At 40.3% G+C, this 22,192-nt stretch carries 19 protein-coding genes; 9 read left to right on the top strand and 10 right to left on the bottom strand.

All coding sequences use genetic code 11. The features are described 5' to 3' along the window. Nucleotides 1-57 precede the first annotated feature (57 nt). The 6 genes from yidC to CHB71_RS06055 form a co-directional block, all read right to left on the bottom strand. Nucleotides 58-1,875 (bottom strand): membrane protein insertase YidC, encoded by a 1,818-nt coding sequence (gene yidC / locus CHB71_RS06080; protein ID WP_089356007.1) that lies wholly within the window; start codon nt 1,873-1,875, stop codon nt 58-60. A 10-nt stretch (nt 1,876-1,885) separates the two neighbouring features. Further along, nucleotides 1,886-3,505: a CTP synthase gene (locus CHB71_RS06075; RefSeq protein WP_089356006.1), complete on the bottom strand. Its 1,620-nt coding sequence runs from the start codon at nt 3,503-3,505 to the stop codon at nt 1,886-1,888. A 65-nt stretch (nt 3,506-3,570) separates the two neighbouring features. Then, nucleotides 3,571-4,668, bottom strand: a complete 1,098-nt coding sequence (locus CHB71_RS06070) for a hypothetical protein (protein WP_089356005.1) — start codon at nt 4,666-4,668, stop codon at nt 3,571-3,573. Between the two features lie 18 nt (nt 4,669-4,686). Beyond that, a complete protein-coding gene (locus CHB71_RS06065; RefSeq protein ID WP_089356004.1) occupies nt 4,687-5,163 on the bottom strand; it encodes a hypothetical protein in 477 nt (158 codons plus the stop codon). A 2-nt stretch (nt 5,164-5,165) separates the two neighbouring features. Then, a complete protein-coding gene (locus CHB71_RS06060; RefSeq protein WP_089356003.1) occupies nt 5,166-5,588 on the bottom strand; it encodes a hypothetical protein in 423 nt (140 codons plus the stop codon). A gap of 35 nt (nt 5,589-5,623) precedes the next feature. Continuing rightward, on the bottom strand, nt 5,624-6,160 hold the full coding sequence (locus CHB71_RS06055; RefSeq protein WP_089356002.1) for an RNA polymerase sigma factor: 537 nt from the start codon (nt 6,158-6,160) through the stop codon (nt 5,624-5,626). A gap of 136 nt (nt 6,161-6,296) precedes the next feature. Here CHB71_RS06055 and CHB71_RS06050 point away from each other — a divergent pair, with 136 nt between their 5' ends. Then, on the top strand, nt 6,297-6,746 hold the full coding sequence (locus tag CHB71_RS06050; protein WP_089356001.1) for a MarR family winged helix-turn-helix transcriptional regulator: 450 nt from the start codon (nt 6,297-6,299) through the stop codon (nt 6,744-6,746). Here the strand turns inward: CHB71_RS06050 and CHB71_RS06045 are convergent, their stop codons facing one another. From CHB71_RS06045 to serA, 4 genes are all read right to left on the bottom strand, one after another. Further along, nucleotides 6,747-7,655 carry a universal stress protein gene (locus CHB71_RS06045; protein ID WP_262485920.1) on the bottom strand — a complete coding sequence of 303 codons (909 nt, stop codon included), beginning with the start codon at nt 7,653-7,655 and terminating at the stop codon, nt 6,747-6,749. It lies immediately after the preceding gene. Between the two features lie 148 nt (nt 7,656-7,803). Beyond that, a complete protein-coding gene (locus CHB71_RS06040) occupies nt 7,804-8,874 on the bottom strand; it encodes an aminotransferase class V-fold PLP-dependent enzyme (RefSeq protein ID WP_089355999.1) in 1,071 nt (356 codons plus the stop codon). Nucleotides 8,875-8,933: 59 nt separating this feature from the next. After that, the gene (locus tag CHB71_RS06035) at nt 8,934-9,320 is read right to left on the bottom strand and encodes a monothiol bacilliredoxin BrxC family protein (protein WP_089355998.1); all 387 of its coding nucleotides are present in this window, start codon (nt 9,318-9,320) and stop codon (nt 8,934-8,936) included. 75 nt (nt 9,321-9,395) lie between these two features. Further along, on the bottom strand, nt 9,396-11,288 hold the full coding sequence (gene serA / locus CHB71_RS06030; RefSeq protein ID WP_089355997.1) for a phosphoglycerate dehydrogenase: 1,893 nt from the start codon (nt 11,286-11,288) through the stop codon (nt 9,396-9,398). A gap of 31 nt (nt 11,289-11,319) precedes the next feature. Between serA and CHB71_RS06025 the strand changes: the two genes are divergently transcribed. From CHB71_RS06025 to CHB71_RS05990, 8 genes are all read left to right on the top strand, one after another. Beyond that, entirely contained in the window at nt 11,320-12,603 is a 1,284-nt protein-coding gene (locus tag CHB71_RS06025) for a serine hydrolase domain-containing protein (RefSeq protein WP_089355996.1), read from the top strand. 151 nt (nt 12,604-12,754) lie between these two features. Next, nucleotides 12,755-14,047, top strand: coding sequence for a cytochrome c3 family protein (locus CHB71_RS06020; RefSeq protein WP_245811225.1), 1,293 nt, complete (start codon nt 12,755-12,757; stop codon nt 14,045-14,047). A gap of 22 nt (nt 14,048-14,069) precedes the next feature. After that, on the top strand, nt 14,070-17,174 hold the full coding sequence (locus CHB71_RS06015) for a TAT-variant-translocated molybdopterin oxidoreductase (RefSeq protein ID WP_089355994.1): 3,105 nt from the start codon (nt 14,070-14,072) through the stop codon (nt 17,172-17,174). Next, entirely contained in the window at nt 17,174-18,550 is a 1,377-nt protein-coding gene (nrfD, locus tag CHB71_RS06010; RefSeq protein ID WP_089355993.1) for an NrfD/PsrC family molybdoenzyme membrane anchor subunit, read from the top strand. The genes CHB71_RS06015 and nrfD overlap by 1 nt, the downstream gene beginning before the upstream one ends. A 10-nt stretch (nt 18,551-18,560) precedes the next feature. Further along, on the top strand, nt 18,561-19,088 hold the full coding sequence (locus tag CHB71_RS06005) for a DUF3341 domain-containing protein (RefSeq protein ID WP_089355992.1): 528 nt from the start codon (nt 18,561-18,563) through the stop codon (nt 19,086-19,088). A gap of 2 nt (nt 19,089-19,090) precedes the next feature. Then, a complete protein-coding gene (locus CHB71_RS06000) occupies nt 19,091-19,717 on the top strand; it encodes a c-type cytochrome (protein WP_089355991.1) in 627 nt (208 codons plus the stop codon). Between the two features lie 7 nt (nt 19,718-19,724). Then, on the top strand, nt 19,725-21,083 hold the full coding sequence (locus tag CHB71_RS05995) for a quinol:cytochrome C oxidoreductase (RefSeq protein ID WP_089355990.1): 1,359 nt from the start codon (nt 19,725-19,727) through the stop codon (nt 21,081-21,083). 17 nt (nt 21,084-21,100) lie between these two features. After that, complete coding sequence (locus tag CHB71_RS05990) at nt 21,101-22,189, top strand: cytochrome c oxidase subunit II (RefSeq protein WP_089355989.1); 1,089 nt, start codon at nt 21,101-21,103, stop codon at nt 22,187-22,189. Nucleotides 22,190-22,192: the final 3 nt, after the last annotated feature.

Here is a 22,192-nt window from a genome sequence, read left to right as displayed (position 1 = left end):
AGAAAAACCTTGATTCAATAACTTAGAATCAAGGTTTTTGGTGCGGTTATCAACAATCTATTTTTTCTTTTTACTCTTTTTCTGAGCTTCCTGGTTTGCTTTCATAGCATCTTCTAAACGCTGCTGAAATTTTGACTTTTTCTTGTTCGCATTCTTTTTCTTGTTTTCCTGCAACAAGGCATGGATTTTATCTTCATCAATAATTTTTCTAAAAAGAAGTGTTTGTCCAAATGTCACCATGTTAGAAACAAAGTAGTAAAACGTCAAACCGGATGCATAGCTATTCAAAACAAATAGGAACATGATTGGCATCATGTACTGCAAGGTTTTCATTGGTCCCTGTACGGTTGTGATCTGGCTATTACTCCAGGTATATAGAATGGTCGATAATGTCATCAGTAGCGTGAACAAACTCACATGATCCCCATAGAAAGGAATTTCAAATGGGAGATTGATGATGCTATCATATGTTGATAGATCGTGTGCCCACAAGAATGCCTCTTGTCTCAGTTCAACTGCATTTGGAAAGAAAAAGAATAAGGCAAAAAGGATAGGCATTTGCAACAACATTGGGATACACCCACTCACAGGATTAATACCAACTTGCTGATAGAGCTTCATTTGCTCCTGTTGAGCTTTCTGCATATCACCATCGTGCTTCGCTTTGATTTCATCCAGCTCAGGCTTCATCGCCCGCATCTTGGCCATGGACATGTGCGATTTCCAGGTGAGAGGCGCTAGAATCAAACGGATAACGATCACAATTAGCAAGATGATGATTCCATAGTTAGAGAGGAATCCTTCAAGAAAATGAAATATAGGGATGATCAAATACTTATTGACAAGGGGTAGTGGCCCCCAACCCATGTCCAGATTCTCTTCAAAGTCAGGCGCTACTTTTTTGAGTATTCGGTAGTTGTTTGGTCCGAAGAAGTATCGGGCTTTAAATTCATTTGCAAAATCCGAATAAGGGATCAGCATCTGCATGGAAAGATTCTTAACAGATGTGGTATCTCCAAAATCAACCGTTTGATTTACATAGCCTGATTGGAAAGCATTTTTAGCAATGATGGCAGCCGTAAAAAACTTTTGCTTGAATGAGACCCATTTTACCTGACTCCCCAAAGTTTCATCTTCAAATTCTGTAGATCTTTCAGACAGCTCATCATAATCGCCATTTGCAAGAAGATAACGAACGTTACTGTTTATTCTTCCATCTTCCAAATGAGCTTCTGCTCGATTGATCGCATGATTCCAGTTGAAGTTGACATCAGTTGGATTCAGGATAGTGTTCAGGTTTTTGCTTTCAATACTGTATGCAATCTCAAATCCTTTTGGAGGGACTAGGTATTTCTGAATGATAGAGAAATTACCATCCGTAAGCACAAATGAAATTTGTGTAGTATCTCCAATTTTTTTTGTCGTTGGAGCAAACGCTAACTCAGAGAGGTTGATTTTTCTGCCGTTATGATCAACTACAAGATCACTTTTTGATTTCGAGCCGTCAACCAAAACCAGGTCATTTCCAAGGTAATCTTTGTGATTTTTAAGAATCACATCTTTGATTCTTCCCCCTTTATTAGATAGGTTGATTATCAGCTCTTCATTTTCTATTTTTTGAATGGACTCATCTCCGGATGCTGCGAAAGCAAACGCCCCATATTTCTGGGTGTTCAGTGAGTTTTGTTCAGAATCTGAAACTACTGGTAGTGTAGTGACACTGTCAGTTGGGGTTGCTTCCTGAATAGTCTCAGTAGCGGGTTCTTGCTGAGTGGTGAGCTCTTCTGGCTGAGGTGCGTCAGGCGCGAACCAGGTAAAGTAAACAGCCAATAAGGCAAACATTAGGGTTAGACCTATAATTTGATTTCTGTCCATGTAGTATGAATTATATTTCCTGACTCTTCTTCAGATCAAGAGATGTTTTGATAAATTTTACAAAAAGTGGATGAGGATCCATCACTGTAGATTTCAACTCAGGGTGGTATTGGGTACCGACAAACCATGGGTGATCTTTAATTTCCATTATTTCCACAAGATTGGTGTCCGGGTTGATACCCGTTGCAATCATGCCTGCATTTTCATAATCCTCCAGATACTTATTGTTAAACTCGTATCTATGTCGGTGACGCTCCATTATTTTCTTTGATCCGTATGCTGAATAGGCTTTACTGCCTTTTTTGAGCTCGCAAACATAAGCCCCAAGACGCATGGTTCCGCCCATATCTTTGATGTTTTTCTGACTTTCCATCAGATCAATGACAGGATAGGATGTCTTTCCCATTTCAGCACTGTTTGCTTTTTTCTTTCCAATGACGTTTCTGGCAAACTCTATAACCGCACATTGCATACCAAGACAAATACCGAAAAATGGTACTTTATTTTCACGGGCATATTGCACTGCATAAATTTTTCCTTCAATGCCACGCTCACCGAAACCGGGAGCAACAAGAATACCATCAAGTCCTGAAAGTTCTTTCTGTACATTGTCGCCATCCAATTCTTCCGCGTGAATCCATTTCAGGTTCACCTTACATTCATTGGCTGCACCTGCATGAATAAATGATTCTGCAATCGACTTATATGCATCCTGTAGCTCTACATACTTTCCAACCAACCCGATATTTACAGAATCTGTTGGGTTTTTAAGGCGACCAAGAAACTCTTTCCATTTTTCGATTTTCGGTTCCTTCTTATAAGGCATCTTAAACTTGGTAAGCACACGCTCATCAAGTTTCTCTTTTCGCATGAGAATTGGCACATCATAGATTGTTGGTGCGTCAAGCGCCTCTATGACCGAATTGATTGGTACGTTGCAAAAAAGGGCTAGTTTCTTTCTAATCTCTTGTGTGATTGGATACTCAGATCGACAAACTAATATGTCGGGCTGAATTCCTGCTTCTAACAATTCTTTTACAGAATGTTGTGTGGGTTTGGTTTTTAATTCACCGGAGGCCTTGAGATAGGGAATAAGGGTTAGGTGAATAGAGATGCTATTGCTTGAGCCAAGTTCAAATTTAGCCTGACGAACTGCTTCAATAAATGGGAGGGACTCAATGTCACCAACACACCCTCCAATTTCAGTAATAACCACATCGTATTTTCCGGTTTCCCCCAGCTTGTAGATGTTGTTCTTGATTTCATCGGTGATATGTGGAATGACCTGTACGGTCTTACCTAGGAATTCTCCTTTGCGTTCTTTTTGAATTACGTTATAGTATATCCTACCAGTCGTGACATTGTTTGATTGAGAGGTTTCAATACTCAAAAACCGTTCGTAATGTCCCAGATCCAGATCGGTTTCTGCACCATCGTTAGTTACATAACACTCACCATGTTCGTATGGATTTAATGTACCCGGATCAATATTAATATATGGGTCAAATTTCTGAATAGTTACGGATAAGCCTCTGGCTTGTAGTAGTTTACCGAGCGAAGCTGCGACGATTCCTTTTCCGAGGGATGATGTTACACCGCCCGTAACAAAGATGTATTTCGTTTTAGACATGAAGAGTGTTTACCTATTTCTTGTTACGGGACGCAAAGGTAGGCTTTTATTCTTTATACCGTTGATTATTTGAAAGGTATTCTATAGGAAACTGATGCACCAAAGTATCCGATTGGATCTACCTCAAAAAACTCATCAGGAAGCTTTACAGGAATGCTGTAGGTGTAGCTCAGAAGAATGTTCCAGCGATTTGTAGAAAAAGATATTGGGATTGTAAAAGCATAGTTAAGTAATCCAAACTGATTGCCATCCAGATATTCATCATACTCAATTCCATCTTCTATGAGTGTCTGAAGTTCTTGTTTTTCCTCTTCGGTTAGTTGATTGGAGTTTATTAGCAAATTTCTATATTGATCTCTTTTTCGCTCAGTTATTCTCCCGTTTTCAAACGCTTCATTTACGGAATTCCAAAGCTTAATTTTTTGCTCTCTTGTGAGCTCGCTAAATTCAATCAGCAATTGAAGTCGCTTTTTATTTTCATCAGATAGCTGTTCCCGTGTAACTCTTAGCTGAGTAATATCAGCATTCCCATACATCATATTGAAACTGGGATAAATGTTAACACTCCTAAAAACCCACCACTTTCCTAAATTAATTGTTCCTGTTAGGTTGCCAATCAATCGATGTGCTGTTTCGCTACCAAAGAGAAAAGAATAATCAATGCTGGCGTATCCAAAATTGAAATCATAGCTTAACGAACTAGCTACAGAATGTCTTAATGGATTTTCGGAAGAGTCATTAGGGTTAAAAAACCACTTTTCATAGTCAAAGGAATAGCTCCATTTAGGATTAATGTTTCCGAGATAACCTATAGATAGCACCGTAGGATTGTAATGCGGTTCCACTCCGCTGTTCCAATAGCCAGACAAGTCGCCGTAAAATCCTTTTTTATGATAGAAAGTAATACCGGATGAAACGCCAGATTGATTGAGGTTATAATCCCGTCCCGCGCTTGTCACACTGGTTGTCACTCCGACCCGAACATTAAGTTCATTTGAAATAGATGTCTCAATATTGAACAGACTATCAATCAGATTGAAGATGGATAATGAATCCATCTCCTCTTCAATGGCTCTTAATTGCTCAGCATAGCTTAAAGTATCTTGAGAAAAAGATAAAAAAGCCGTACTTAGCAAAATTGCTATAGTGACTGTTCGACGCATCAGGTAGGGTAGGTTGGTTTAGTTACGTCGATCGTTTAGTCTTCCATCGTTTCTCCGTTGTTTTTGTCGTTTCATTTGTTCTGCTCTTATTCGCTTGAGTAGCATTTCTTTAAAATCATTCTCCGCTTTTCTCAGATTATTTAATTGCCTGGTTGTGATAACATTCAGGATTCGCTCAGAATAGGCTCGCTCGAGTTTTAATTGTCGCTCCTTTACCTGATTGGCCATTTCAAGCATTTTTTTGTTTTCTTCTTCCGTGGCTTTATTAGAGTCAAAGGTTTTTCTTGCCTGGTCAAACTCTCTCCTTATTTCAAGTCGCTTATTACCAAACTCGCGGTAAATAGGCCAGAATTTTTCTGCCTGTTGAGGACTAAGCTCCAAACGCTCTGTAATAAGTGCGATTTTTGCAGCTTCGATTTTTTTCATTGCTTCAGGGCTCTGGGCATATGCCATTGCACTGGCAATCATTAGCATGATTATTAAAAGCTTTTTCATTGTTATAAATATTCGTCTTCTAAATCGTATTCTAGTAGCACATCGTCAAGTGCCTGATTGTCTAAGTCTATTCCGTCTAAAACATTACTGTCTTCAAACTCAAACATCCCATCCTCTCCTTCAAAAGTGCTTGCAATGTCGTATTCATCTAACTCAACATAATCCAGGTAAGCAATCAATTCATCTTGTGAAACCTCTGCTAGTAATTCCTCTGCTGTAGGATCGTCACCTGGATTTATAAAAACAAAAGTGACTATAAGGGCCATTGATGCTGCCATCGCGAGACTCCACACAGCCCGTTTGCTTCGGCTAACAGGTGGCTCTACCTGGATTCTATTTTGAATCTTTAAAGGCAGGTCTTCAAAGTAACCGTCTGGGACTTTGAAAACCTCATTTTTGTCAATATCGTCAAGTTTGTATTTCATCTCGTTTGCTTTAGACAATCATTCCTCTGAATGGTTTAATCAGGATTAATAAAATTTTCAATTTTTTTCACCGCATGATGATAACTAGCCTTTAATGCACCTACGCTAGTTCCTGTGATGTCTGCAATGTCAGTAAACTTCATGTCATCATAATACTTCATATTAAAAACCATTCGTTGTTTATCGGGTAGCTTTAGCAATGCTTTTTGAAGATTCATTTGCACTTCGTCACCTGTTGGTTCCATGCTACTTGTAAGTTTCTCCGTTAACTCACCTTCCAAATCATGGATAGGCATGAAAAACCTTCTTTTTTTCTTCTTTAGAAAATTAAGGCACTCGTTTGTAGCTATCCGATAAACCCAGGTATATAGTTTGGAGTCCTCTCTAAACGTTGAAAGGTTCTTCCAGACTTTAACAAAAATTTCCTGTAAAAGATCATCTGCATCATCATGATCAATAACCATCTTTCGCACATGCCAATAAATTCGCTCCTGATATTCACGTACCAACAGGTTGAACCCATAGTTGCGAGTTTCATCTTCACGGATTTTTTCTATAATCAGCTCTTCCAATTTACTATTCAGGTGGGTATTGACTCTTAGATGCTAAAGATAGCTGATGGTTTAATGTCGTTTGAAATTTTGATGGATTTGCACCTATTCTTAGAGGGTGTTGTTACATTTAATGTAATCGTATTTAATTTGTAGCATGGGAATTTCTGAAGAGATCAAGCAGGAGAAGTTTAAAAGTGAATATGAAAAGGCAATCGTGAATATCATTTTCACGAATTCCTGGCTCAATCAACAGCACGTTCGACTTTTTAAAGAAAGTGGGTTAACAACCCCACAATATAATATTTTAAGAATCTTGAGAGGCCAACACCCTAATCCTGCAACTGTTAATTTATTAATTGATAGGATGATTGACAAAAGTTCTAATGCGTCCAGAATCGTGGATAGATTGGAACAAAAAGGACTTGTAAAAAGGAGTCAATGTGCAAAAGATCGAAGAGCAGTTGATGTTCTTATATCTGACATGGGACTTCAACTACTAGACGAAATGGACATTAAAATGGGAGAGTGGCAAGCTTCGAATATCAATCTAACTGAACAGGAAGCTTCAACTCTTAATACGCTTTTAGATAAGATTAGAGAATAATCAGAGATCTTTTAAGGTTTCTAAAATTCCTGCTACCGCACCCTTCTTTCGAATGATCATCAAAGGAATGTCCTCATTGATTCTAATCATCCTTTCAGACTTGCTGCCAATAAATAGCGCTGATGCGGTTGTTCGCCCTTTAGCTCCCATGACAATCAGGTCTACCTTTTTCTTCCTCGCTTCAGTCATTATTAAATCGATAACCTTGCCATGCTCATCGAGGGTGGTTACCGGAACCAGCTCTTGAGATTGTTTTTCGGCTTTTTTAATCAGCACTTCCAGATCCTTTTTGGCATGACCCTTCATGATTTCTGAAAACTCTTTATAGCTCTTTCCTGAGTATCTATAGCTGGAAGGAACTGTATAGACATTTTGAAGGTAAATCTTTGACTTAAGTTCTTTTGTAAGAAGAAGAGTCCTTCTAAGGGATAATGAAGAGTAATCTGAAAAATCAACAGGAATAAAGATGTTGTCAAATTTCAGCTTTGTACCTTCTGGAATAAGCAAAAGATTACATGGCGAGCGACGAGCTACTCTTGTGCTTAGTACCGAATCACTTACCTTTTTACGTCCTAGAATAATCAAGTCTGATTTAATCTCACTTGCAGCCTTCAGGATTTCCTTCGTTTCACCGCCCTGTCTCACCCTTATTTTGGTAGACACATCACATTTAAAGTGTTTTTTAAGCAAGCCTTTGATTTCATCTTCTCTTTCTGCCAAAGCTTTTTCAAGTAAGTCCGGAAATTCCTTTAGGACAGGGTCAGGAAGATTGAAGTCCTTTATAACATTTAAAAAGGTGATTTGTGTAGTGCCTGCAACTTTGCTTAATGAGCAGGCATTTTCAATCAATCCTTGATCCATAGATGTATGGTCAAGACAAACAATAATTTTTTTCAGCGGTGCGATCAATTTTCTGGTGTTTTGAGATGCAAAGTTATGATTGATTCAAGATCATTTCATAACTTAAATTCTATTTTTCAAAATATTTTTTCTTCAAATAGTGAAGTTTTACTGAAATACTCTGATTTCAATGAAATTGTTTCACTCAAACCGAAGATTATTCTATTTTTTTCATCAAATCACACACCATTTCAACGGATTCTTTAGAGTGAGTAGGGAAGTTAGCAATTCTTATGTGGTTTTCCTTAAAACTTCCATATCCTGTTCCTAAGACAAGTCCTCTACTTTCGAAGAATTTCAAAATCTTTTCAGTTTCTGATGTTTTAGCTACGACTGTCGTTTTTGAGCGATGTTTCTGTGAAGAAACGAAATGATCGAGTAAAGGATGATTTTCAATCGCTTGATTCAAAAGTGTTGCTTTATAGGTGGTATCGTTGCGCATTCTGGTCGCACCAGCCTTAATTATATCCTGCGCAATCTTGCCAAGGATATAAATGAAAAGCATATTAGGGGTTTCCGGCGTTTGATTTTTCGCACCGAATTTCTTTAAATTAGGTAACGCCCTATAAGATCCAAGTGAGGTAGTTTTCGCTTTTTCTTCAGCTTTTTCCAGACATTTTTCATTTGTGATCCAAATGCCTAGCCCAGGCGGCATACCGAATCCCTTTTGCACGGAGAAATACGCTGTATCTACCTGACTGAAATCTACAGGCAAAGAAGGGGAGGCGCTAACAATATCAAGGGCAATGAGCTTATCCGGATTTTCTTTCCTCAGTTGAGCTATTTCATCCTCTGTGAAAGTATAACCAACACTTGTTTCATTTTTAGTAATACCTATAAGTTCCGCCTCTTCAGACACTTTCATTGACTGGAATGGGTTTCCTGCGGATGACTCAGTTATTGCGCTTTTCTTATTGTGATCAATGGCAAAGTCATAGAACTTCTTACTGAATGATCCATTAGCAAAATGATGCGATGTATTGATGACAAGGTTTTGAATAATTCGGTCCCAGGCTTCATTCGCCGAATTTAGAAAGAAGATATCATAGCCATTCGGTAGCTCCAGAAGTTCTTTCAATGCTTCATTGGTCTCTTCTACAACCTTAATGAAGGTCTTGCTTCTGTGAGAAATGGAAGGGATATCCAGAAAAAGGGCTTTTTTCAGGTGTTCTTCAAATGTATAGAAAAGCTGTGCGGGCCCTGGAGTGAAATAGATTTTATTAGGCATAAAAAAAGCTCTTTGAAGTCAAAGAGCAAGTATAATTTTTAAACTCGGATTTTAGTTCCTTAAACCCTTGTTTCCATCCACTTAAATGTCCTGTTGATGATTTTAAGTGCAAGCTTTATCTTCTTCACACTGATCATCTCCCTGGACTCGTCATACATGGTAACACCGTCAGCAAATAATAATACTTGGGGGTACTCATTAATGACACCAGCCATATCTGTAACAGCCTCAGCCACATCTTTATCTTTCATCACATCGACCATGTAGAGGTCAAGATTTTCAGGAGATATAGACCAATCGGCTTCCAGCGTTTGTAATGCATGTGTACTTTCAGGAGATGAAGGTCTGTGCTTAAATATAAGCGCAGGTTTATCCCTGGAGGTTTCAACTAGGCGATCGAACTCCTCTATAGTATCAAGCGATTTCCAATTAAGCGGATAACTCATTCTTTACAATTTAGCTTATAAACGTTAAAATAAGCTCTCTAGGTTGGGTGGTGTTAACTTTATTTTGGTTTAAACTTAATATAAAACTCTGAATCTTATGGTACCTCGGACCATTTTCAGGTCTTTTATTACTTCTTCTTTATAGTTCTTGTCTATATCCGTAATAACATACCCCACCAAATCATTGGTTTTAAGGTATTGTCCACCAATATTAATGCCATGTTTTGCCAGTACATTATTAATCTCAGCCAAAATGCCGGGTTCATTTTTATGAATATGAATAAACCGATGAGCCTGACTTAATGTTGGTAGCGTAATGTTTGGAAAATTCACACTATTGGTGGTGGATCCGGTATTGATGTATTCAATAATTTTTGAAGGAACAAAATCTGCAATATTTTCCTGAGCTTCCAATGTGCTACCCCCTACATGTGGGGTCAAAATGGTGTTCTTCATTCCCATCAGCGGTGATTTGAACGGATGATCATTGCTCAATGGTTCCTCAGGAAATACATCCACACTGGCTCCATGAATCTTACCATTTTCAATGTTTTTCGCCAAGGCATCAATATCTACAATGTGACCCCTGCTTAAGTTGATAAAGACCACACCCTGTTTCATTTGCTCAAACTCATGATGAGCAATCATAAATTCATTTTCTGGCCTTCCATCTACATGAATACTTATGATGTCGGATGACATTAATAAGTGTTCTAAACTTGGGCAGGCTGTCGCATTACCTAAAGCAAGCTTTTCTTCTATATCAAAATACTGCACATTCATCCCAATGGATTCAGCCAATACGGATAGCTGAGAGCCAATTTTGCCATAACCAATAATGCCGAGTGTTTTTCCTCTTATCTCAAAGCTTCCGCTTGCTGATTTATTCCATTTACCCTGATGCATTTGAGTCATCTTATCAGGTAGGTTTCGCATCAGCATGATGATTTCTGCCAGTGCAAGCTCTACTACAGATCGCGTATTAGAGAATGGAGCGTTAAAAACTGCCACTCCCTTTTTCAATGCCGCAGAAAGATCTATTTGGTTCGTACCAATACAAAAAGCCCCAATTGACAACAGTCTCTTTGCTTTTGATAATACCTTTTCGGTGACCATGGTCTTGGACCGAATGCCAAGCAAACTCACATCCTTAATAGCTTCTGCGAGTTCATCTTCGGTCATTCCAGCAGGATGAACGTCTACCTGATAACCCTCTTCCTTGAGTCGCTTGATTGCTCCCTCATGAATGTTTTCCAGTAGCAAAGCTTTAATTCTGTTTTTAGGGTAGGAGTGGGCGCGCTCTAGTTTTTGTGTGAACAGAAACTCATCTAAGGAAGGTGCCTCGTGATCAGCCTCATTGAGAATTTTTTCTCTTCTCACATTTTCTGTAAATGCATAAAACTTGTGCGCAAGGCCAGCCTTCTTTATTTCAAAATCAGTAAAGCCGTCTCCAAGCACAAACACTTCACCTTTCAATCCAAGACTTTCAATTTGTCTGGGCTTTCCATTGTTTTCTGACAAGATGTTCCCCTCATCAAACCCTATAATATTACCGGTATCATCATAGGTAAATTCATTGGCAAAGACATTTTCCTCCTTTATTCCGAACTTGCTTACGATCGGTACAATGAAGTCTTTGAAGCCATTCGAGACGATGTAAATCTGATCTTTATACTTATTGATAAACTCTGTATTCCGCTTGAAGGAGGGCGAAACCAACGAGCTCAATCGATCTACCAATTCAGGTAAATGTTCTTTGTTTCCCTGAAGAATATCCACTCGTTTTTTTAATGATTCTCGAAAAGACATGCCTCCTTCCATACCCTGATCCGTAATGGTCTTGATATCAGCAATGGCATTCGATTGATTTTCATTATCCTTGAGAGAGATTTCTGCCAATACATCCAGTGCTTCCACTTGAGTGAATGTGCTGTCGAAATCAATAATGAAATACTTGGTTTGCTCCATATATAATTCGGATAAGGGTCAAAAATAGAACATGCGAAAGCTTCAACATACGTTATCAGTTCTTTTCTTTTTTGCAATCGTTTGCACAAAAGGCCAGTCTATAGAAAAGCTACAATTGGCAATCGATAGTATCGTTTCAAATGCAATAGAAGAGGAAGCTTTTCCAGGTTGTGTTATTTATGCTAGCAAAGGGGATAGTGTTTTTTTATTGAAATCTTACGGGTTTCATACGTATGACTCATCCAGGAGAGTAGCCGTAAATGATATTTACGATATCGCTTCCATAACGAAGGTGGTGGGCGGTACGCTTGCTATGATGAAGTTATATGAGGATGGTCACTATGATCTGGATGACGAAATTCGAGACTACATTAATAAAATAGGGAGGAAGGTTGGGAAGGTGACCTTTCGAGAAGCACTTGCTCATCAGGGCGGATTGTATCCGTGGATTCCATACTATTCTGAGGTTAAGCGGAAAAGTGGTAAATGGAAAAATAATACGGTAACTAATGAATTAGATGAGGACTATGGGTACCCCATTTCCGATAGCTTGTATTTGCACAGCGACTTTTATGACAAAATCAAGCAGATGATTCGGAAGAGTGACGTTTCGGATGTGAAGAAATATAGATACTCAGGATTGTTTTTTTATTTGATTCCTGAACTGGTTCACAGTCTTACGGATACTTTATATAAGGATTATTTGAATGTTCACTTTTATGATAAACTGGGTGCAGAAACACTCACTTTTAACCCACTTAAAAAATATGACTTAAGCCAGATCGTGCCTACAGAAATAGATACGTTCTTTCGCATGCACCCAATACATGGAAAGGTACATGATGAAGGAGCGATTATGATGAAAGGAATTTCAGGAAATGCAGGTTTGTTTAGTAACGCCACTGATTTAGGAAAGGTATTTCGGATGTTTCTCAATAATGGAAAGTACGATACCCTTCAAATATTATCTCCTCAAACGATAAGGCTTTTCACTACATCTCAATATCCAAATAATGAAAACCGAAGAGGACTTGGTTTTGATAAGCCATTATTAGAGTATGATTCGATTCGAAGTAGTGTTGCAAAAGACGCCAGCTTCGAAAGCTACGGACATACCGGATATACAGGCACATTAGCCTGGGCAGATCCGGATAGTGAGCTGGTATTTATTTTTCTTACCAACCGAGTATACCCTGACCGAACACATCGAGCCCTCTATCAACTTAATGTTAGACCAACGATCCATCAATTGCTAAGTGATTACCTCAACACTGAAATAAGTGTTTATACTGACCCTGTCGGAAACACCAAATAAACAATTGCTTTTACTTATTTAAAATAATTCTAAATAAGCTCATTTATACGATTTTATTCATTCTTAATATGCTGAATTTCATTAGGTTACGAAAGAGTAACCAGATAGGGTTAGGTAGGTTTATAGCCTACCTTTGAAAAACAGCAACCCCATGTTACTTTTGTACGCGTTTGATCTCAAGTCATCGGAATACATGTTTAAAACAACACCGAATCTAACCAAAATCTTCCTGGGCATTGCCTTTGGAATTTTTACAACCATGAGCTTAAATGCTCAGGAAATTCCCACAGACGAAAGCGTAGTAGCGGCCGGCGAAGCAACCTTCAATGCAAACTGTACCCAGTGTCACAGGATATGGGAAGTGCGTATTGGACCTGCACTTAACGGTGTATCCGAGCGTCGATCCGTTGAGTGGTTAAACTCATGGATTAAAAACTCCCAGGCTTTGATCGCCTCTGGTGATGAAGAAGCTGTAGCGCTCTATGAGGAATATGACAAAACATTGATGCAAGCATTTCCATTCAGTGACGATCAGGTCATGGAAATCCTTGCTTATATAAAGGCAGAGACAGCTAAAGGTCCACCAGCAGAAGATACAACTGCTACAACTGCTGAAGGTGAGGGTGATTCAATTTCATCCTCTTACTTAATGTCAATCATCATTATTCTTGTTGTAGTGCTTGGACTTGCTGTTGTGGCTTTAATAATTGCTGCACGTACACTGGTCAGACATCTGAAAGATGCTAAGGGTCTGGATGAAGCTGAACAAGAAGTTGTATCACAACAATTTGACGTTTCTGCTTTCTTAAAGAGCAACAACTTCGTTGGACTCGTGGTGTTTGTCTTCACTATCCTTGTGCTGAAGACGCTAATAGATGGTGCCTTCACCATTGGTGTGCAGCAAGGATATCAACCTGAGCAGCCAATTGCGTTCTCGCACGAGATTCACGCAGGACAATATGAGATCGATTGCCAGTACTGTCACACGGGTGTGAATAAGTCAAAATCGGCAAACATTCCATCACCTAATATTTGTATGAATTGTCATACGCAGGTAAAGACGGAATCAGAAGAAATTCAGAAAATCTACGCAGCGATCGATTACGATCCTGAGACAAAAACATATGGCACGAACACCAAGCCAATCGAATGGGTGAGAATTCACAACTTACCTGATTTGGCTTACTTCAATCACTCTCAGCACGTGAACGTAGCTGATCTTGAGTGTGAAACCTGTCACGGGCCGATCAAAGAAATGGAAGTGGTTTATCAATACTCCAGCCTTACAATGGGTTGGTGTATCAATTGCCACAGAGATACGGATGTAAATACGAAAGGAAACGAATATTATGACAAGCTTGTGAAGCTTCATTCGGAGCAAAGCAAGGAACCGATGAAAGTGGAAGATATCGGTGGTCTGGAATGTGCGAAGTGTCACTATTAATATTCGAAAAGCTGATCTAATAATGAAAGAAACCAAGAAATACTGGAAAGGGGTGGAGCAACTGGAAAACACTGCGGATTTCCAAGATAGAGCTTCAAAAGAATTCCCGGAATATTTACCTATCAATGGTGGAGAAAACGGCGATCCGTCGCGAAGAGATTTCCTTAAAATGATGGGCTTTGGTGTAGCAGCAGTTTCTTTAGCTGCATGTGAGGCACCTATTCGTAAGGCTATTCCTTATGTAAATAAGCCTGTGGATGTTGATCCAGGTGTTGCAAACTATTATGCATCCACCTATGCAATGGGTAACGACGTTGCTTCCGTTGTTGTAAAAACACGAGAAGGTCGACCAATCAAGATTGAAGGCAATGACCTTTCAATGATCAGTGAAGGTGGAACAACCACTCAGGTTGAGTCTTCAGTGCTTTCTCTTTATGATGGTGAGCGACTTCAAAACCCTAAAATTGCCGGAGAAGATACAGATTGGGAAACAATTGATGGTCGAATCAAAACTGAGCTAGCTGCTAACGCTGGTAAAGTTTCTATTGTTTCTTATTCCAACTGTAGCCCTAGCACAGCACGTGCTATTCAAGCACTAAGAGATAAGTATGGTGATGTTGAGCATATTCAATATGACCCAGTTTCTGTAAGTGGATTATTAGATGCTTATGGAGATGCAACCGGAGCTAGAAGCTTCCCAATGCACGATTTCTCAAAGGCAAGCACTATCGTTTCAATTTCTGCTGATTTCCTAGGCGCATGGCCAAATCAGGCATTGAACAACAAGCAATTTGCTTCCACAAGAAAATTAGGTCCGGACAAGAAAGAGATGTCCAGACTTTATGCATTTGAGTCAAACCTATCTTTGACAGGGTCAAATGCTGATTACAGATCCCCAATTGCTCCTTCACAAGAAGGACTGGTTGTTGCCAATCTTTACAATTTGGTAGCACAAAAAGCTGGAGCTGCTACAATCGGAGCTTCCAGATTAGAAGATACAGTGATGCTTGAAAAAGCAGCAAACGATCTTTGGAAGTCAAGAGGCAAAGCATTGGTAGTAAGTGGTTCTAATGATAAGAACGTTCAACTACTTGTAATCGCAATCAATGATTTGCTTCAGAGCTACGGATCAACTATTGATTTGTCCAAGAGCATTAATACAAGACAAGGGAATGATAACTCATTTGCTCAGTTGGTAAGTGATGTTAAAGGAGGGGCTGTTGGTTCTGTTATATTCTACAACTGTAATCCGGCTTATGACCACCCAATGGGTGCTCAATTGGTAAGCTCACTTGGAAAGGTGAAAACAACCATTTCTACATCGGATAGAATGGATGAAACCAACAGCTCGGTTAAGTACATCACTCCGGATCACCATTACCTTGAATCTTGGAATGATTTTGAGCCTGTGACCGGTCACATCACCCTTTCACAGCCTACAATTAAAAACATTTTTAATACACGTCAGGCACAGGAGTCTTTCTTACGATGGGCGGATAATGACGCTTCTTATTATGAGTTCATAAAAGAAGGATGGCAGCCATTTGCTGATGGAGATGTGACCAGCTTCTTCGATAAGTGTCTGCATGATGGGTTTTATAATGTAGATGCACCAGCAGCAGATAAGACTGTTTCGGTTGATGCTGTTGTAGTGGCAGGTAATCTAAAAGGATATTCAGCTAAGCCAAGTGGACTTGAGCTAGCTATTTACACCAACTACTCAGTAGGAGACGGCACGCAAGCCAACAACCCGTGGCTTCAGGAGATGCCGGATCCAATTACGAAAGCTTGCTGGGATAACTACTTCACAGTTAACCTAAGGCAGGCAAGTGAAAACGATTGGGCCGTGAAAGGTGGCGACATGGATTACAAGGTTGCTACTCTTACCGTAAACGGAAAGTCAGTTACTGCTCCCGTAATCCCTCAGCCAGGACAGGCGTATGGCACTGTTGGTTTAGCTGTAGGATACGGTAGAACAAAAGCAGGTAAAGTAGGAAATGGTGTTGGAGTAAATGCATACACTTTGGTAGGAAGCTCTGACAATGGGTTGAGCTATTCAGCTAAAAATGCCACGCTAGACCTGACCGGTGAGGTTAAGAAAGTTGCTCAAACACAAACGAGCCAGACGTATGCGGGCCGTGAGACGGTCATTCAGGAGACTACTCTTGGTGAGTACCAAAAAGATCCTCAGGCAGGAAGAAACTTCCCGATGATTTCTAAGGCAGATGGTAGCAAGGTACGTCCTCATGCTGTTTCACTTTGGAAAGGACATGAGTATCCGAATCACCACTGGGGAATGATCGTAGACCTGAACTCATGTACAGGTTGCGGAACATGTACAGTGGCCTGTCAGACAGAGAATAACATCCCTGTTGTTGGTAAGGAAGAAGTGCTGAACAGAAGAGAGATGCACTGGATTCGAATCGACAGATACTATAGCGAAAGACCTGAAAATGAGCTGACTTCTGATGATAAGAACCTCATGGAGGTGAAGCAGAAGGAACTTGCAGCGGTTGAGAATCCGGAAGTAACATTCCAGCCTATGATGTGTCAGCAGTGTAACAATGCTCCATGTGAGACGGTTTGCCCGGTTGCTGCGACTACACACTCAAGCGAAGGTCTTAACCAAATGACTTACAACAGATGTATCGGTACAAGGTATTGTGCGAACAACTGTCCATATAAAGTAAGAAGATTCAACTGGTTCAAGTATCATGACAATGCGAAGTTTGACATGAATACTCCAATGAACAACGATCTGGGTAAGATGGTATTGAATCCGGATGTGACGGTACGAGCTAGAGGGGTGATGGAGAAATGTACGTTCTGCGTGCAACGAATTCAGTCTGGTAAACTTGATGCCAAGAAAGAGGGCAGAAGACCACAAGATGGAGAGATTCAAACGGCTTGCGCGAAATCATGTCCTACGGATGCTTTGGTATTCGGCGATATGAAAGATCCGGAAAGCAGAATTTCGAAAACATTGAAATTGAAGTACAGCGAGAAGAGCGTAGAGGCGACTGAGGATAGAGCATACCACGTATTGGAGGAGTTGAGAGTGATGCCGAATGTGTGGTACATGACCAAAGTAAGAAATAAAGACAAAAACGATAAAATAGAAGCATAATGCACGCAGAATCAGAAGTACGGATACCCTTAGTAACGGGTGGAAAGACACTCCACGATGTTTCTGAGGATATTGCTGGAAGAGTAGAGCAGAAACCTACGGTAACGTGGATGCTGGCTATGGCCGTCTCTTTGGCACTTCTCCTTGCCGGAGGGTATGCAGTAGCAATTACTCTTTGGGATGGAATCGGAATGTGGGGTCTTAACAAAACAGTAGGATGGGCCTGGGATATCACCAACTTCGTATGGTGGGTAGGTATCGGTCACGCAGGTACATTGATTTCTGCAGTACTCTTACTATTCCGTCAGCGATGGAGAATGTCCATTAACCGGGCATCTGAAGCGATGACGATTTTTGCTGTAATCTGTGCTGCTATGTTCCCGGTTCTTCACATGGGTCGACCGTGGTTAGGGTTTTACTGGGCATTGCCGCTTCCGAATACATTTGGTTCTTTGTGGGTAAACTTTAACTCACCGCTACTTTGGGATGTATTCGCAATCTCAACTTACTTCTCTGTTTCATTGGTGTTCTGGTACATCGGTCTGATTCCTGATTTTGCCACTATTCGTGACAGAGCTACAAACAAAATTTCAAAAGCCATTTACGGAGCACTTAGCTTCGGATGGACAGGTGGAGCGAAAACATGGTCACATTACGAGACCGTTTCTCTTGTGTTGGCAGGGTTAGCTACACCACTTGTACTTTCTGTACACACCATTGTATCGTTTGACTTTGCAACCTCAGTGATCCCGGGATGGCACACGACCATTTTCCCTCCTTACTTTGTGGCAGGAGCGATTTTCTCAGGGTTTGCAATGGTACTAACGCTTCTTTTGGTAACAAGAAAAGCATACAAGCTCGAAGATTATATCACGATTCAGCACATCGAATTGATGAACATCATCATCATTGTGACAGGATCGATTGTAGGTATTGCATACATCACTGAGTTCTTCATCGCCTGGTATTCAGGAGTTGAAGCGGAGCAATATGCATTTATCAACAGGGCTACAGGTCCTTATTGGTGGGCATACTGGTCAATGATGACGTGTAATGTAATTTCACCACAGCTGTTCTGGTTCAAGAAAATCAGAACAAACATCGCAGCGACTTTCGTCATTTCAATCATTGTAAACATTGGAATGTGGTTCGAGCGATTTGTAATTATCGTGACTTCATTGCACAGAGACTACCTTCCATCAAGTTGGGCGATGTTCTACCCAACATGGTATGATGTGGGAGTGTATGTGTTCACTTTCGGTTTGTTCTTTACAGCTTTCTTCCTATTTGCGAAGTTCTTCCCTGTAATTAACATGGCTGAAGTAAAGAGTATTATTAAAGCAACTGGACAAAAGCCGACTAAGTCGGGTAATTAAAGATTAGATTATGTCTCAAGGAACGAATTACGTACTGGGCGTCTATGAGGATGAGGATGTTTTGATGGATGCCATCACAGCAGTTCGGGAATCCGGTGTAAAAATCGAAGAGGTTTATTCTCCATTTCCTGTTCATGGAATCGATGACGTGCTAGGCTATAAAAGAAGCTGGTTATCAATTGCCGCATTCTTGTTTGGGATTACAGGTACATGCCTGGCTTTGACCATGATGATTGGTATGATGGGAATCGACTGGCCAATGATCATTGGAGGTAAAGATTACATTCCGATCCCATCTTTTATTCCAGTAACATTTGAAATGACTGTATTGCTTGCCTCTTTCGGCATGGTTGGTACATTCTTCGTGATTTCAAATTTGAAGCCATGGGGCAAGCCAAGAATATACGATATCCGAATTACCGATGATAAGCATGTAATGGCCATCGATTTGGATCGAAATGATAAATCTGAAGCAGACATTAAGAAAGTATTGCAGAGTAGTGGAGCATCAGAGGTTAACAACAAAAAGTTTGATTGATAATGAAGCTAAAGACACTTAGATATTTAGGGATTATCACAGTAGGAGCACTCGTAGCTTCATGTGCTGCCGGTGTGGATGACACTGGATTGGAATATGCACCTCAGATGTATCATTCTACACCGTATGAGCCTTTAACGCAGATTCAAAATGAGGACGCAGGTTCCTGGTTAGATTCAAATGACGAAGATGGTCATGGGGAGTTTTACAACAGCAACCCATACAATGAATTTAAAATGAACATGCGTGAACCTGTAGCCAATACGGTTAGAAGAGGTCAGCCTCTACCTGTACGCATGACCATTGATGATCTGGAAACGGCTGCAACCACTTTGGAGAGTCCATTTGCAGCTGATGATGAAAGTGTAGTAAAGGAGGGTAAAGCTCTGTATGATAGCTACTGTAAGCATTGTCACGGTGAAAAAGGAGCAGGAGATGGACTCGTGGCTGAGGCTTATGCAGGAGTTGCTAACTTGAATGGTGCAGCTTACCTTGAAATCACTGAAGGTCATATTTTCCATGTTATCACTTTTGGAAAAGGTTTGATGGGAGCACACGGTTCACAGGTTAGTCCTGATGACCGATGGAGAATTGCTCGTTATGTTAAAGAATTGCAAAAGAAGAATTAAGTAGACCATGATATCAGAAGAAAGATATGAATTTACGGCTACCGCGAAGAAGCGCCTGATCATCACGTTGCTGGTAGGGGTAGTGCTATCTGTGCTAGGGTATTTTACACTTGGATCTGGCGATCATGGATCTGGCCATGGAGGTGACGATCACGCTGAAGTAGTAGAAAATGGCCATGGCGAAGAGCCTTACAGTGCTGAAGAGCATGGAGAGTCAGATGAGCATGGGGAAGAGGAAGCCCATCATGGAAGCAGCCCTTCTGTAAAAAGACTTTTATCCAACCTATGGATTAATAACGTATTCTTTGCCGGATTGGCAATTATCGGAGTATTCTTCTTTGCGATCCAGTATGCATCACAGGCAGGCTGGTCAGCCGGCTTGAAGCGGATTCCATTTGCTTTTGGAAGCTGGCTTCCTATTGCATTTGTTTTGATGCTCGTTGTATTTATGGTTGGTGGACATGACCTTTTTCACTGGATACATGCAGATCTTTATGCGGCAGAGGGCGGTGATGATATTGTAAAGGGGAAGGCCCCCTATTTCTTCTGGCCACTTGAAGGAGGAGCATTTCCATTGTTCTGGGTAGGCCGATTAGTGATCTTTTTCGCTGTTTGGTATTTACTATTCAGAAAACTTAGAAGTCTTGCTTTCTCTGAAGATATAGAAGGAGGTACGACTAAATGGTATAAACTGAGATCTACTTCTGCCATTTTTCTTGTGTTCTTTGCTGTTTCATCTTCGATGGCAGCATGGGACTGGATCATGTCTATCGATGTACACTGGTTTAGCACCATGTTTGGATGGTATGCATTTGCCAGTTGGTGGGTAGCAGGCCTGGCATTGTCATTGTTTATAGTGGTTATGTTGAAGGACAAAGGGTTACTTTCAGTAGTGAATGAAAACCACATTCATGACTTAGGAAAGTTTGTATTTGCCTTTACCATTTTCTGGACATACATATGGTTTTCCCAGTTTTTATTGATCTACTACGCGCACATTCCGGAAGAGACTGTATACTTCCTGGATAGATGGAAAGATGATCATTATGCTCCGGTTTTCTATTTGAATTTAATTATAAACTTCTTCTTTCCATTCCTGGTTTTAATGACAAGGGATGCTAAGAGACACACAAGAATATTGAAAGTTGTTTGTCCAGCTGTTGTCTTTGGACACTGGTTAGATTTCTACCTGATGATTTCTCCGGGAACAGTAGGAGACAATGGGGGATTTGGATTCCTTGAAATAGGGTTGATTCTGGTTTACGTAAGTGCTTTCCTTTATGTGACATTCAATGCACTGTCGAAAGCTCCTTTGTTTGCGAAGAATCACCCAATGTTGAAAGAAAGTTTGCATCATCATATTTAATAAGTGAGGGATAGGTTATGCTTAATTTAATTATTGTAATAGCGGTCGTTTTAATTATAGCTGTGATTTTCACAGCCTACCGTGTTACCACGTTAGTTGATGTTGTAAAGAAAAAGAAGAGTGATAGTCACGTTCCTCCTGGAAATAACTTTCAGGGTGTACTAATGATATTGTTCCTTGTTGGAGGTATCGCTGCGTTTTTCTACTTCTCAATGAAGGAGTATGATACATACAATCTTCCAATAGCTTCAGAACATGCTGTGATCACTGAGAACCTTTTCTGGATCACTATGGCGATTACTGTGTTTGTGTTTATCGTGACACAGATTTTCTTATTTGGCTTTAGCTACAAGTACAGACATAAGGAGAATTATCAGGCACATTATTACCCTCACAATAACAAATTGGAGATGATCTGGACGATCATACCTGCTATCGTTTTAGCATGGTTGATTATCTCAGGATTGAAGCAATGGTCAGTTATTACTGGTCCAGCTCCTGATAATGCAGAAGTGATTGAGGTGATGGGATATCAGTATGCATGGGCATTCAGATATCCTGGTAAGGATGGTGAGCTAGGTAGCTCGGACTTCAGAAAAATTGATGCAGTTAACTCAATGGGCATTGACCTGGAAGACCAGAGAGGACATGATGATTTCATGCCTACTCAGCTGGTACTTCCTAAAGGAAAGCCGGTATTGCTAAAAATTAGAGGTCGCGATGTGATACACAGTGTGTACAATCCGCATTTCAGAATGCAGATGAACGCGGTACCAGGCATGCCAACTCAGTTTTGGTTCACTCCATCAGTAAGTACAGCTGAAATGAGAGAGATCACAGACAACCCTGAATTCAACTACGAGCTTGTTTGCAACAAAATCTGTGGAAAGAGTCATTACGGTATGAAAGGACTTATCACAGTATTGGAGCAAGATGAATACGATTCATGGTATAAAGAGACACAGGAAAACACTTTCTTAAAGCAAAATCCTGGTTACCTAAGCGAAGTTCCGGAGGAACTGAAGGAAGCGGCTAAAATTGCTGCAGGAATTGAAAACATTGAGAACGAACAAAAGGTTACATCTGCTGCAAGCAGTTCAAAATAATTA

It is taken from the genome of Ekhidna lutea (assembly GCF_900188325.1).
GTDB lineage: Bacteria > Bacteroidota > Bacteroidia > Cytophagales > Cyclobacteriaceae > Ekhidna > Ekhidna lutea.
Note: the sequence above shows the minus strand (reverse complement) of the source record. Positions and strands in the feature narration are given on the sequence as shown.

Excerpts from the sequence above, each read along its gene's own strand:
- yidC (WP_089356007.1), bottom strand. The coding sequence starts at position 1,875 with ATGGACAGAAATCAAATTATAGGTCTAACCCTAATGTTTGCCTTATTG.
- CHB71_RS06075 (WP_089356006.1), bottom strand. The coding sequence starts at position 3,505 with ATGTCTAAAACGAAATACATCTTTGTTACGGGCGGTGTAACATCATCC.
- CHB71_RS06070 (WP_089356005.1), bottom strand. The coding sequence starts at position 4,668 with ATGCGTCGAACAGTCACTATAGCAATTTTGCTAAGTACGGCTTTTTTA.
- CHB71_RS06065 (WP_089356004.1), bottom strand. The coding sequence starts at position 5,163 with ATGAAAAAGCTTTTAATAATCATGCTAATGATTGCCAGTGCAATGGCA.
- CHB71_RS06060 (WP_089356003.1), bottom strand. The coding sequence starts at position 5,588 with ATGAAATACAAACTTGACGATATTGACAAAAATGAGGTTTTCAAAGTC.
- CHB71_RS06050 (WP_089356001.1), top strand. The coding sequence starts at position 6,297 with ATGGGAATTTCTGAAGAGATCAAGCAGGAGAAGTTTAAAAGTGAATAT.
- CHB71_RS06040 (WP_089355999.1), bottom strand. The coding sequence starts at position 8,874 with ATGCCTAATAAAATCTATTTCACTCCAGGGCCCGCACAGCTTTTCTAT.
- CHB71_RS06035 (WP_089355998.1), bottom strand. The coding sequence starts at position 9,320 with ATGAGTTATCCGCTTAATTGGAAATCGCTTGATACTATAGAGGAGTTC.
- serA (WP_089355997.1), bottom strand. The coding sequence starts at position 11,288 with ATGGAGCAAACCAAGTATTTCATTATTGATTTCGACAGCACATTCACT.
- CHB71_RS06025 (WP_089355996.1), top strand. The coding sequence starts at position 11,320 with ATGCGAAAGCTTCAACATACGTTATCAGTTCTTTTCTTTTTTGCAATC.
- CHB71_RS06020 (WP_245811225.1), top strand. The coding sequence starts at position 12,755 with ATGTTACTTTTGTACGCGTTTGATCTCAAGTCATCGGAATACATGTTT.
- CHB71_RS06015 (WP_089355994.1), top strand. The coding sequence starts at position 14,070 with ATGAAAGAAACCAAGAAATACTGGAAAGGGGTGGAGCAACTGGAAAAC.
- nrfD (WP_089355993.1), top strand. The coding sequence starts at position 17,174 with ATGCACGCAGAATCAGAAGTACGGATACCCTTAGTAACGGGTGGAAAG.
- CHB71_RS06005 (WP_089355992.1), top strand. The coding sequence starts at position 18,561 with ATGTCTCAAGGAACGAATTACGTACTGGGCGTCTATGAGGATGAGGAT.
- CHB71_RS06000 (WP_089355991.1), top strand. The coding sequence starts at position 19,091 with ATGAAGCTAAAGACACTTAGATATTTAGGGATTATCACAGTAGGAGCA.
- CHB71_RS05995 (WP_089355990.1), top strand. The coding sequence starts at position 19,725 with ATGATATCAGAAGAAAGATATGAATTTACGGCTACCGCGAAGAAGCGC.
- CHB71_RS05990 (WP_089355989.1), top strand. The coding sequence starts at position 21,101 with ATGCTTAATTTAATTATTGTAATAGCGGTCGTTTTAATTATAGCTGTG.